The organism is Paenibacillus sp. RS8, assembly GCF_041956825.1.
Lineage (GTDB): Bacteria > Bacillota > Bacilli > Paenibacillales > Paenibacillaceae > Paenibacillus_AQ.
Genome location: NZ_CP168131.1, coordinates 6,439,396 through 6,451,811, shown reverse-complemented (window position 1 = coordinate 6,451,811; position 12,416 = coordinate 6,439,396). Strand labels below are relative to the sequence as shown.

Annotated in this window: 9 protein-coding genes and 1 other annotated feature; of the genes, 6 read left to right on the top strand and 3 right to left on the bottom strand. The window is 43.9% G+C overall.

The genetic code is table 11. The annotated features are described in order from the left end of the window. Positions 1-55 precede the first annotated feature (55 nt). From ACDZ28_RS30395 to ACDZ28_RS30385, 3 genes are read right to left on the bottom strand one after another with little or no spacing between them, the layout of a single operon-like run. Positions 56-1,318, bottom strand: coding sequence for an ABC transporter substrate-binding protein (locus ACDZ28_RS30395; protein WP_375103519.1), 1,263 nt, complete (start codon positions 1,316-1,318; stop codon positions 56-58). Between the two features lie 38 nt (positions 1,319-1,356). Beyond that, positions 1,357-2,601 (bottom strand): response regulator, encoded by a 1,245-nt coding sequence (locus ACDZ28_RS30390; RefSeq protein WP_375103518.1) that lies wholly within the window; start codon positions 2,599-2,601, stop codon positions 1,357-1,359. A gap of 11 nt (positions 2,602-2,612) precedes the next feature. After that, positions 2,613-4,415: a sensor histidine kinase gene (locus ACDZ28_RS30385; RefSeq protein ID WP_375103517.1), complete on the bottom strand. Its 1,803-nt coding sequence runs from the start codon at positions 4,413-4,415 to the stop codon at positions 2,613-2,615. Positions 4,416-4,733: 318 nt separating this feature from the next. On the opposite strand from ACDZ28_RS30385, the gene ACDZ28_RS30380 reads away from it, so the two are divergent. The 6 genes from ACDZ28_RS30380 (at position 4,734) to ACDZ28_RS30355 (ending at position 12,292) form a co-directional block, all read left to right on the top strand. Further along, on the top strand, positions 4,734-6,983 hold the full coding sequence (locus ACDZ28_RS30380; RefSeq protein WP_375103516.1) for a stalk domain-containing protein: 2,250 nt from the start codon (positions 4,734-4,736) through the stop codon (positions 6,981-6,983). 227 nt (positions 6,984-7,210) lie between these two features. Then, a complete protein-coding gene (locus tag ACDZ28_RS30375) occupies positions 7,211-7,672 on the top strand; it encodes a Fur family transcriptional regulator (RefSeq protein WP_042129860.1) in 462 nt (153 codons plus the stop codon). 2 nt (positions 7,673-7,674) lie between these two features. After that, positions 7,675-7,938: a membrane protein insertion efficiency factor YidD gene (gene yidD, locus ACDZ28_RS30370; RefSeq protein ID WP_042129859.1), complete on the top strand. Its 264-nt coding sequence runs from the start codon at positions 7,675-7,677 to the stop codon at positions 7,936-7,938. Between the two features lie 40 nt (positions 7,939-7,978). Next, positions 7,979-8,239 (top strand) — a binding site (T-box leader). A gap of 49 nt (positions 8,240-8,288) precedes the next feature. Continuing rightward, positions 8,289-10,301: a methionine--tRNA ligase gene (gene metG, locus ACDZ28_RS30365; RefSeq protein WP_042129857.1), complete on the top strand. Its 2,013-nt coding sequence runs from the start codon at positions 8,289-8,291 to the stop codon at positions 10,299-10,301. A gap of 211 nt (positions 10,302-10,512) precedes the next feature. Then, complete coding sequence (locus ACDZ28_RS30360) at positions 10,513-11,508, top strand: metal ABC transporter solute-binding protein, Zn/Mn family (protein WP_042129855.1); 996 nt, start codon at positions 10,513-10,515, stop codon at positions 11,506-11,508. A 34-nt stretch (positions 11,509-11,542) separates the two neighbouring features. After that, positions 11,543-12,292, top strand: a complete 750-nt coding sequence (locus tag ACDZ28_RS30355) for a metal ABC transporter ATP-binding protein (RefSeq protein WP_042129853.1) — start codon at positions 11,543-11,545, stop codon at positions 12,290-12,292. Positions 12,293-12,416 lie beyond the last annotated feature (124 nt).

Below are 12,416 nucleotides of genomic sequence, written 5' to 3'. Positions count from 1 at the left end.
TCCCGGCATGATAATAATGCTGGGGATAGCCTTTATTGTGCGATTGATAAATAGGTTAGCGGAAGGAAGTATCTATTTTTTGTGCCACCTGAATGGCAAGTGACCAAGCCTGCTCGGGATCTAGTTTACCTTGCTCAGCTTTGGTCAAGTATTCGAGCATATTTATTTCTACATCAGCATGGTGAGGACCGTAATAGGTAGGAATTACTTCTTGTGCTGCTGTAGATAGGACACGTCCAATCTCTGAGTTAGGAAAATAGGGATCATACAGGTTGTGGATCTCTGGATCGTCATAAATTTTGGGTGTGGAGGGAAATGCACCTTGTGTCTTAAATGAGATTAGTTGCTGTGCCGGCTCGGTTAACCATTTGATAAGCGCGAATGACTCCTCTGGATGACTACCTGTTCTAGGCAAAGTAAGGATGGAACCTCCCCGATTAGCGCTGTTTCCTGGGATGGTCGTTACGTTCCATAATCCGCTGGCTGTTGGAGCACTGCTCTTGATATGATCAATCATCCAAGCTGGACAGAGCATAACTGCAAAGTCACCATTTAGCAGACCTGCACCCCAGCGCTGTGTATCTACGGCAATACCGGCGGATAGATTCAGCTTAAGCGCTTGAATTGCGAAGTCCCAGGCCCCTTTAACTGCAGGATTATTTCCTACGATCAGTTCTTGTGTAGTGGGGCTGTAATATTGAAGCTTGGACTGGCGCAAAAGGGTTAGATACAGATTTTCTAAGTCATTGACAAAGGCTTTGCCAGTTGCCTCATGGACTATAGTGCCGGCCCTGAGGAATTGGTCCCAAGTTTGGATTCTATTTGCTACTTCTTCCGGTCTGGTAGGGAGTCCAGATAACGCGAAAATATCAGTCCGATACAACATAGCGTAAGGACCAATATCAGTCGGTAATCCGAAGATAAAGTCAGTCCCGAGCACCTCCTGCCACTTCCAACTCAGGAATTGATCCTTCAGATCACTCGCTCCAAATGTTGTTAGATTATAAAAATAATCGGGGAACTGCTTAAAACGATCCAAATAGCTAATATCAATAGCCGCTACATCAGGGGAACTATATCCTGCTGCGAATGAAGTCTGCAGCTTGGCGGGAAGCTGCGTGGAGGTAGAGGTCTGAATACGAATTTCTAGCTCGGGATGCTGGGATTGATACTCGGCTATAAGCGGCTCAAGACCCGATCCAGCGGTAAGCCAGATGTTCAGCTGGATCGGGTCTTGTAGATCAATGTCTTCCTTGGAGGGAGAGATCTGGCAACCACTTGTATGAAGAAGCAATCCAAGGGTTAACAGGACAGTCATCAACTTAGCGTTCACATGCAAGAGAACACACCTCGACTTTATTTGTTATGCTTCTGAAATTCCTGAGGAGTCATACCCATGTATTTCTTGAATATGAGGCTGAAGTATGCAGGATCCTTAAAGCCAACTAAATCACTAACCTCGTAAACCTTAAGCGTAACATTATTTAGCAGCTCTTTTGCTTTTTGAATACGGAGCTTGGTTAGGAAACTGGAGAAGCATTCTCCTACATCGTCTTTGAACAGACGACCAAGATAGGTGGGGTTCATGTATAGTTCATCTGCGATCATTTTGAGTGAGAGGTTCTCTTGGAGTCGGGAATTCATTACCTCAATCATCATAGAGATTACCCTGCGTGTAGCCTTAACCTGTAGTTGTTCCGTAAGCTGTGGGGACGCCGAGTACATAGATACATCATTATAATAGATAACCGATCGTGTACTATCCTTTTTGATCTGTTGGCACGCCTGTAGACTCTCATGATAGGCTGTTGTGAGAGCTCCAAGGTCATAATGAGGGTTGGAGACACCCGCGCTGAAAGGCGATTTCAAGATACTTGACAGCTTACTCATCGTCTCCTGCGTCAACGCCTCATCGATTCTTTCAGATTGTTCATGCGGATAGAATAACATGATTATTGCTTCTTGCTCTTCTTGTATGCCGACAACGTTAGCGTAAAGTGAAAAACACTCTTCTAATATATTGATTACGGCTGCATACATTGCTTGTTCGGACCAGTACTGTGGCATATCATCACCTAGATGATTTACAGTTACGATGACAAAAGAATGAAAGGGAGGGATGAGCTGTTCTTCAAAATAGGGCAATGGAATGCCATAAAGAAGATCCGAAAGGCGCTTCTCACGTAGATTCTTTTCTCGTAGTTGCGATACTTGCCTATGTTGCTTTTTTAATTCCAGACGATCGTACACACTTGTTACGACCTCGAGGATATTTTCGACTGAATTTGGCTTGACCAGATATTCTCGAACACCGTACCGAATGGCTTGGCTGGCATAGGAGAAATCCTGATAACCTGTGAGCAGAACCGTTTCAGTGTCAGGATAACATTCATGGATATGCTTGGAGAGCTCGAGTCCATCCATGCCGGGCATTCGTATATCTGATATTACGAGATCGACAGCATGCTCTTTTAACAATTGCACAGCTGCTAATCCGTTCTCTACTGACCCAATGATGCTAAAATTCTGGTTCGCACTTCCCAGCATTTCTGACAGAGAACGTCGAACAAAACTCTCGTCATCAACAATTAACACATTCATCACTTCGCCCCCTACCCTTGATCGAACTGTAATGGAACAGTGACTTTTACTAATAAGCCTCCGAGTTCGCTTGTTGATAAATGAAGGCCAAATCCATGTCCATAGATTAGTTCTATACGATGATTTAAATTAGAAAGACCGATGCCGGTGTGAAGCAGCTTCTCTGGCTTGACCTCGTCACTGATTAAGGCCTCTGCCATTCTTGCCTCGCTCATGCCTTCCCCATTATCTTCTACAGTTAGCACAAGTAACGTGCCCTCACTGTAGGCTCGAATACGTATGAGCCATACCTCCCGTAGCGTAGGTTCAAGTCCATGAGTGATAGCATTCTCTACAAGGGGCTGAAGGGTTAGCTTCATAAGCTGCCGATTCATGACCTCAGGGTTCACATGTAGATCAACCTGTAGTTTGTCCTCGTAGCGTAATTTTTGCAGATAAATGAACCGTTCTAATTGCTGTAAATCCTCCTCAACCGTAACAAATTCCGATCCTCGATCAATGCTATAACGGAGCAAGTCGCTAAGTGCGAGCACCATTTGTGACTCTTCTCGCAGGCGCTTATTAGCAAGTGACCAATAGATGGTATTTAAAGTATTGTAGAGAAAATGAGGGCGGAATTGTGCTTTTAGCGCCACGATTTGAGCTTGTTTTTCACTAATTTGTTTACTTGAAAGGTCAGCAATGGTGTGGTCCAGGTTTTGAAGCATGGAGTTATAGCTTGAGTAAAGGATAGCCATTTCTTTGTTCATGGTTGTCTTTACAAAAGGCAGTGTGGTTCCACGCTCAACATTGCTTAGTTTGGTTGCGAGATTACGAAGCGGTTTAGATAGTGTCCACGAGAAAAAGGAAGTAAACAATAGCGCTGCGGCCATCCCCAACAAACCAATTAGTATAATATTCCGGCGAATGCCATTTAAATCTTTAACAGCTTCTTTAGAATCAATATAAGCAAACACACTCCACTCGCTATAGGTTGAATAGGCATAGGATACGAACATATTGCGGGAGTTTATGGTATGCGGGATGATTCGTGCTTTATGGTTGCTGAATTGATTTAGAATTCTGTCATCCATATACAGCCCAATCTCATTTGGATCCGTGGAATAAACAATGGTGTTAAATGAATCAACAATTTGGATTTTCTCATTTTTACCCAGGTGAAATTGGCTGACAGCGTTATGAATGACCTCCACAGGGAGGACGAGAAATAGAGTTCCTAACCGATTTAAATCATTCCAATCATTAATTTTCCTTGCTCCCATGACCACAGGGATCGTACCGTTCTGCCATACATCTACACCAAACCAGACCATGCGGCCGTTATTCTTTGCTATAGCTGGAAACCAATAGGCCCCGCGGATTTCCTTCTCGCTGTCCCAGATTACTTTTAAAGAACTGCTATTGGTATATACCTGATTATCTGAAAGTCCGAGCAGCTTGAACTGGATGTCAGAGTTGATGGAACGTGTCTGTTGATCGATGTAGCGGGTAATATCCATAGCGTCAGTATGAGGTGTGCGGGATCCTGCTAAGTCTCCCAGTGTTTCTTGAATCAAGGGACTGAACATGATCGTAGATGAGAGTTTGTCATTATCTTGAAGAATAGCATCCATTTTACCTTGAAGCTGTTTGACGGACTCTAGAATATATTGGTTCGACCGGTTAAGAACGGCTTGGGATGACGAACGGTAGGACAAAAATATCGTAAAGGCTACGATCGTAAAGATGATTAGTGAGAAACCCATGATTAATTGAACGAGGATGGAGATTTTCTTGGACATGTCATCACCCGCATGAAAAAGATATTCTTCCATACATTGTAACAAAAGCAAATGAATGCGAATATACCTTACCGCAAAATACACATATTTATATGGATAATCTCATTTTTTTCGGGGGGGGCTGAAGGGTGGGTTGTGGTTGATTTAATACTGAGTTAATCTTTCTTTACCTTAAAATGAAACTTTTTGCGGTCGAATGCGTCTAATACTATGGTTTGTTATAACGAACGTGGCAAAAAGCAATTGTTCCGCTCTGTAGAGGGTGGATACGTTTTTGCGGGGAATATAAGAGGCGTATGAAAAAGACAGAGACCTACTTATATTTACAAATAGGAGCAGAGGAGTTATATCATGGATTTGAAGAAATTAACGTTAGTTGCTGTTTTGGCCATCTCTCAGGCCGCCTCGGCAGTGCCGGCTTTTGCCGAAGCTGTCAATAATACCTCCGGTAATACCAATGAAGTAGGGGCAGCTGCTACATCTGTGACGGATGTTATGCCAGAGGCTACTGACCCATTGCCACCATTGCAGACTGAGGGACCAGGGGGAGTAGTATCACCTACACCAACTCCTACTCCAATTCCTGGAGCAACAACTGAACCTGGAGCAACAACTGAACCTGGTGTAACAGCTGAACCTACGGCAACAGCTGAACCTACAGTAACACCACTTCCAACAGCAACACCTGTACCTACTACACAGCCAACACCAACAGATGGCGTTCGTGCCGCGGCTAGTAATCAGCTTGTACTAATGATGAACAGCAAAAAAATGTACCAAAACGGTGTTGAATATTTGGCTAATCAGCCTATGGCCGTGAAGAATGGTGTCTCATACGTTTCGATCCGAGCTATGGTAGAGCGCGTAGGTGTGAAATACATTTACGATTATAAAACGAAAGAAACGATTGTTACCAAAGGAAGCGATGTAATGCGCTTTAAGACGGATAGTAAGATCTATTCCGTTAATGGTAAAAATGTGACGATGAAAGGTCCAGCTTACCAAATTAATGGTACGTTTATGGTTCCTTTGACGTCCATCACCGGTGCGTTAGGCATTCCTTATACCGTTGATAATGTCCAAAAAAGAGTAATTCTTACGCTGAACACGAAGCCTAAAGCTTCTTTTACAGTGCCGACTGAGATTTATGCGGGTGATCCTGTGAATTTTGTGACTTCCAGCTCTTCACCGAATGGTACGGCCATTGTCGATGAACGCTGGGAAGGAAAGCAGGATGCTTATGATCAACCAGGATTTTATGTAGTATCCTATTCCGTTATGGATGCGAATGGACAATGGAGCGATCCTTACTCCGTGACCATCAATGTACTTAAACCGAATACACCACCAGTCGCTAATTTCACGACAGACAAAGACTCTTACAAAATGGGTGAAATGATCACTTATTCAGATCTAAGCAGCGACCCAGACGGTGATCAAATTGAAGTGACTTGGACGAACAAAGCAGAAGCGTTCTTCACTCCAGGTCCAGCAACAGTAGCCATTCAAGTAAAAGATTCACATGGCGCAATCAGCACTTTTGAGAAGACCATTAATATTTCAGATGAAATCATGTACAGTAAAGAGGATTTCTACAGATTATTCGGTTCTCCAGGTAGTGTATTTAACATCGATGGATCGATGGTTCCAACTTGGCAGAAGGTAGCGTATAACCTTTCTTCTGAGCCTTATACCCTTATCCGCAGTAACAGTCCAGAAACAGTGAATACGGAAGGGATCACGTATAAAGAAACATCATTTGGCGGAACCCGCTTCTTGGTTCACCACAAGAATAATATGAATATTAAAACGAAGGTGTATGTGATTGCTAAGAATAACAATCTGTACCCTACGACAATTACAACCGAATATGTAGGCTTTGGCGGTCCAAACTCTTATCCAGAAGGTACTGGTAAAATGTCAGTGCAGCGGTACTGGGAGTCTATGCAGACTAGAAGAGATTATAAGACAACGGTCCTACAACCCGGGGAAAGCGTCTCGATTCTTACGGATCTAAACAAAATTGCCATGAAACCAGGCGAGATTGTATCACTCCAAGCGGATTTATTTAGTGATTATCCTATTGAATATAATGTCATGATGATCGATGCGAATAAAGATCCTTTGACAACACTGCCTACACTTCCAATATTGGATCGTGATGGGGTGCATAACAGAGGAACTTATGCTGATTCTACACGCATCATCACGGTTACCGATGAAGTAGGAGTAACTCCTGCGAGACTTCTTCTCGGTGACAATTCGAGTGATTTGAATTTGATCGGCGTAGACCCAATGAACGGTACTGAAGCATCGAATGCGGGTAATTTCGGGGTGTTATACAAAATCAAATTCGATCGTGTTGCACCTAATTCCTTGATTACGTTTAATCCACGTGGCGGTAATTACATGGGTCCTGTCTTAGTTAACGGTCAAATTGTACACATGCCGACATCTGGAAGTCTCTCCAGTGCTGACATGAACAGTGTAATTTATCGTACTGGCGATTATGGCGGCTCCGTGGAGATTTTGTTCACAGCAGCTTCTGGTAGTAACTTGCCGGTGAATTTCCTAGTTACACCGCTACCTGCGAAGAAATAAAATAATATGTCCATCCTTTAAGTTATTTGGGATTAACTGAAATAAAAGTCCGGCTGAATATTCCACCAAGGAATACTCAGCCGGACTTTTTGTATTTAAATGTATGATTTTACTCCGATGAACGCTCATGCACTTGGTTGTTTCATTGACGGGGCATTTATTTTGGGGCATTATTAAGAGAGTGAAGTATAAATGAAATGAACTGAAATGTTATGGGAGATGAGCGTATGCTGTCGACAGAACAAATATTAGAGGTCATGTCGGGGCAAGGTCTGCGAATCACCGACCAACGCAAAACGCTTGCCAAGTTATTCGGCGAGAATAAGGGTTATTTGTCAGCGAAGGATGTCTATGAGCATATGGGCCGCAAGTATAGCGGACTTAGCTTTGATACCGTGTACCGCAATCTGCGTGTAATGGAAGAGCTTGGTGTACTTGAACAAATCGTCTTTGAAGACGGAGTGAAATTCAAGGGAAGCTGTAATCATCAGGATCACCATCATCATATGATTTGCCTTCAATGCGAGAAAACCTACCCGATTAATTTCTGCCCGATGAATTTAACGGATACACCTGATCAATTCCGGGTAGTCAAGCATAAATTTGAGGTGTTCGGTTATTGCAAAGAATGTGAAGAGAACCGGGAAGAAGAACTAGTCGCAGCAGCTAATCACAAAAAAGGGGTCTAAGGATGGCGACCCTTCGAAGAACGATTCAGGCTCCCATTCGGGTGTACCGCAAGTACATTTCCCCGATTAAGCCTGCAACTTGTCGTTTTTATCCAACCTGCTCTGCCTATGCGCTAGAAGCGATTGAAGTCCATGGTCCACTTAAAGGCTCATGGCTTGCTGCCAAGCGGATTGCTAGATGCCATCCCTTCCATCCAGGGGGGCTTGATCCGGTTCCACCTCTTGAGGAACAACCCTCGAAGAAGGATTCTGCCCGTGCGACTTGACAGGGGCCCTTATCATTGGGTATATTCACAGGTAATAGTATGAATTCCGAGGAACGGATGAGTAAATCGGTACGTCCATTACAGAGAGCCGGTTCGAGCTGAAAGCCGGTATGGAGCGTTAGATTGAATATGGTCCGGGAGGAACTGTGTTCGAGCGGGAACTGCATTTGAGGTTCACGTAAGATAACAGCGTGTTCCAGCGTTAATGGACAGTTCCCGGGAAGGAACTGGCGAAGCCTGTTCTCTGTGAAGAGACAGGAAATTTGGGTGGTATCGCGTGAGTTATACTCTCGCCCCATTATAGGGGCGGGAGTTTTTTGTCTTTTAATGAAAGAAAGGATGATTAATCAATGAGCGAGAAGAAAACTTTTTACTTAACTACACCAATCTACTATCCGAGTGATAAGCTGCATATTGGACATGCTTATTCCACTGTAGCTGGAGATGCAATGGCCCGCTACAAACGTCTACGCGGCTATGACGTACGTTATCTAACAGGTACAGACGAGCATGGTCAAAAGATTGAACGGAAGGCTGAGGAAGCGGGTAAAACCCCTCAGCAGTTCGTAGATGACATCGTTGTTGGAATTAAGGAATTATGGCGTAAGTTAGATATCTCCAATGATGACTTTATCCGTACTACGGAAGATCGTCATAAAAAGGTTGTTCAGGATATTTTTGATCGACTGCTCAAGCAAGGTGATATTTATAAAGGTGAATATGAAGGCTGGTACAGTATTCCGGATGAAACCTTCTATACCGAAACGCAATTGGTTGATATCGTTCGAGATGACAATGGCGTAATCATTGGCGCAAAAAGCCCTGATAGCGGTCATCCTGTTGAACTGGTGAAGGAAGCGAGTTATTTCTTCCGGATGAGTAAATATGCAGATCGATTGTTGCAATTTTATGAGGAAAATCCGGAATTTATTTTGCCGGAATCCCGTAAGAACGAAATGATCAACAACTTTATCAAGCCTGGTCTGGAGGATCTTGCGGTTTCCCGTACGACTTTCGATTGGGGTGTTAAAGTTAAAGGCGACGAAAAGCATGTAGTGTACGTATGGATCGATGCGTTGACGAATTACATTACTGCTTTGGGTTACGGTTCTGAGGATCGCAGTCTGTACGATAACTTCTGGCCTGCAGATGTACATATTGTCGGCAAAGAAATCGTTCGTTTCCATACCATTTACTGGCCAATTATTCTAATGGCGCTAGGTGAACCTCTTCCGAAAAAGGTGTTTGCACATGGCTGGCTGCTTATGAAGGATGGCAAAATGTCGAAATCCAAAGGGAACGTAGTAGATCCGGTTACTTTGATTGATCGTTACGGCCTCGATGCACTTCGTTATTACCTGCTGCGGGAAGTACCGTTTGGTTCGGATGGTACATTCACACCTGAAAGCTTTGTAGATAGGGTTAACTATGATCTTGCTAACGACCTTGGTAACCTGTTGAACCGGACAGGTGCGATGGTGGAGAAGTATTTCGGTGGAGAGCTTCCGGCGTATGAAGGAAATGTAACAGCATTTGATGGTGAGCTTCAAGCTGCGGCAGAGAACACTTATGCCAAAGTAGAAGAAGCGATGGAAAAAATGGAGTTCTCCGTAGCGCTGACAGCTATCGGAATCTTTATCAGCCGCACCAATAAATATATTGATGAGACACAGCCTTGGGTACTTGCTAAGGATGAGAGCAGAACAGCGGAGTTAGCTTCCGTGATGAGACATCTTGTGGAAGGTCTTCGCACCGCTTCCATTCTGCTACAGCCGTTCTTGACGCAAACCCCAGCGAAGATCTGGGAGCAGCTTGGCATCGAAGCAGGTGAGCTCACGACCTGGGACAGCGGTAAGACTTTTGGTCTGATTCCGGCAGGAACAAAGCTGGTGAAAGGCAATCCTATCTTCCCGCGTCTAGATGTGGAGCAAGAGGTAGCTTATATTGCCGACGCCATGGGTGCTGGCAAGCCTGCGGCTGAAGCAGCCGAAGCAGCTCCTGTTGCCCCAGCGGTATCCGAGCCTGAGGAAGAGCATAAAGAAGAGATCGGTATCGACGATTTCGCCAAGGCTGAGCTCAGAGTAGCTCAGGTCATTGCAGCAGAGCCTGTAAAGAAAGCCGACAAGCTGCTGAAGCTGCAGCTGGATTTAGGTTATGAGCAGCGTCAAGTCGTTTCTGGTATCGCTAAATTCTACACGCCGGAAGAGCTGGTAGGACAAAAAGTGATTTGTATTGTGAACCTGAAGCCGGTGAAGCTACGCGGAGAATTGTCACAAGGGATGATTCTAGCGGCTTCTAAAGGTGATCAATTAACCATAGCAACGGTGCCAGACAGCATGCCAAATGGAGCTATTGTGAAGTAAGATTGGTAATGTAGAATATATAAATGAAAATTTATATCAAGGAAGGGAATGCTCCTTCAGCCGGATAGGCTGTGGGAACATTCCTTTTTTCGAAGTATTAGCAAAGATAAAATCCAGAATCATCTTATCAGGATTTATTGTTGACTTATCGTAATGATTACTATTATACTTCTAATAGTAAAGATTACGATTTGAGAGGGAGATCAATTTAATGGTTGCTATGAAGTCACGAATAAGTCTGCTCATTCTTGCAATGGTGCTTGTATTTACACTCACTGCATGTGGACCTAAGAGCAGTGGAAGTATAGTTGAAGGGAAAGTAAATGTTGTAACTACCTTTTATCCTATTTATGAGTTTACTCGGGAAATTGGTGGAGATGATATAAATGCCATTAATTTGCTTCCGGTTGGTGTAGAGCCGCATGATTGGACACCGCGCAGTCAGGATATTGTTAACACCTCTAAAGCGCAATTGTTCCTATATAACGGAGCAGGGCTTGAGGGATGGGTTCCTAATTTTCTAAAAGGGCTTGATAGCAGCAGCAAGGTGGAAGCCGTTGAAGTAAGTAAAGGGATTGATTTAATAATGACTGATGAAGATGACGGACATGATCACGGGGGCAGTAGTGAAGAGGATCATCATGAAGATGATGCTGATCATAATAGCCATTCTGGGGACAGCCTTCATACAGACCCGCATACCTGGGTTAGCCCGAAATCAGCGATCATCATGGCCCGCAATATTAAAGACAGTCTCCAGTCTGTAGATCCGGAGCATAAAGATGGTTATGAAGAGCGTTACAATAAGCTTGCTGAACGTTTACAGGCTTTGGATAGTAAATTTGAGCAGGAGCTTACCAAGCTGCCTAACCATGAAATCGTAGTTTCGCACCAAGCATTCTCATACCTTGCGCGTGATTATGGTCTTGAACAGCATGCGATCATGGGATTATCACCTGACGCAGAGCCAAGAGGTCAAGATTTGGTGAATCTGGCGAAGTTGGTCAAAGACGAAGACATCAAGTACATCTTTTTTGAAGAGCTTGTCTCCGATAAACTGGCTAAGACGTTAGCAGCTGAAGCCGGAGTGTCTACTATGGTCCTTAATCCAGTAGAGGGTCTCACTGCAGAGCAAGAAAAGAACGGGGATAACTACTTCACATTAATGGAGAAAAATTTGCAAAATCTGATTATGGCTTTACAATAATAAGGAAAGTATAAGGAAAAGGCGGTGCTTAAGCATGCAATCGGTATCCTTGGACTGCCATCAGCATATCATCGATATACAGGATCTTTCTTTTTCATATGGCGAACAGAAGGTGATCTCGAATCTTAACTATAGTGTAAGAGAACGAGACTTCCTCGGTATCATTGGGTCTAATGGCGCTGGTAAAACAACACTGATGAAGATGATCGTCGGTTTGCTTCCGGCTAGCAGTGGTGAAATTAAATTATTCGGAACACCTGTCCGCAAGTTTAAAGACTGGGAACGGATTGGTTATGTTCCACAAAAGAATGCCTTCAACCCGCTGTTTCCAGCAACGGTGCGTGAAGTAGTGCTATCTGGTTTATACAACAACAAGAATCTTATACGTAGAGTATCTAAGGCTCAGCACCGCCAATGCGAAGATGCGCTGGAAGTGATGCGGATACAGGATATTGCGGAGAAAAGAGTAGGGCAGCTGTCAGGCGGCCAGCAGCAGCGTGTATTTCTCGCGCGTGCGCTGATCAACCATCCGGATCTCTTAATTTTGGATGAGCCTACAGTCGGTATTGACGCTGAATCCCAAGCAGGATTCTTTGATCTAATTACACATATGCATGCCCATCATCATATGACATTCCTGATGGTGTCGCATGATATCGACATGATTAAAAATTACTTAGGGAATGAACCTGTGCAAACGAACGGTAAGATTAACTTTTTCTCCCGTCACTCTCATGATTTGCAGAATTGTACGGAAGAGAACCTGCAGCACACGCTCTCTTAGGTCATAGTTAAACTCTGAATCGCAGTTTTGTCTGTGGTTAGAGTTATACATAGAGTGTGCGGAAGTCAGGGGTTTCTCATTCTGGTTGATTCTAATTTTTCCGTATCTAGATACCACCTAAGTA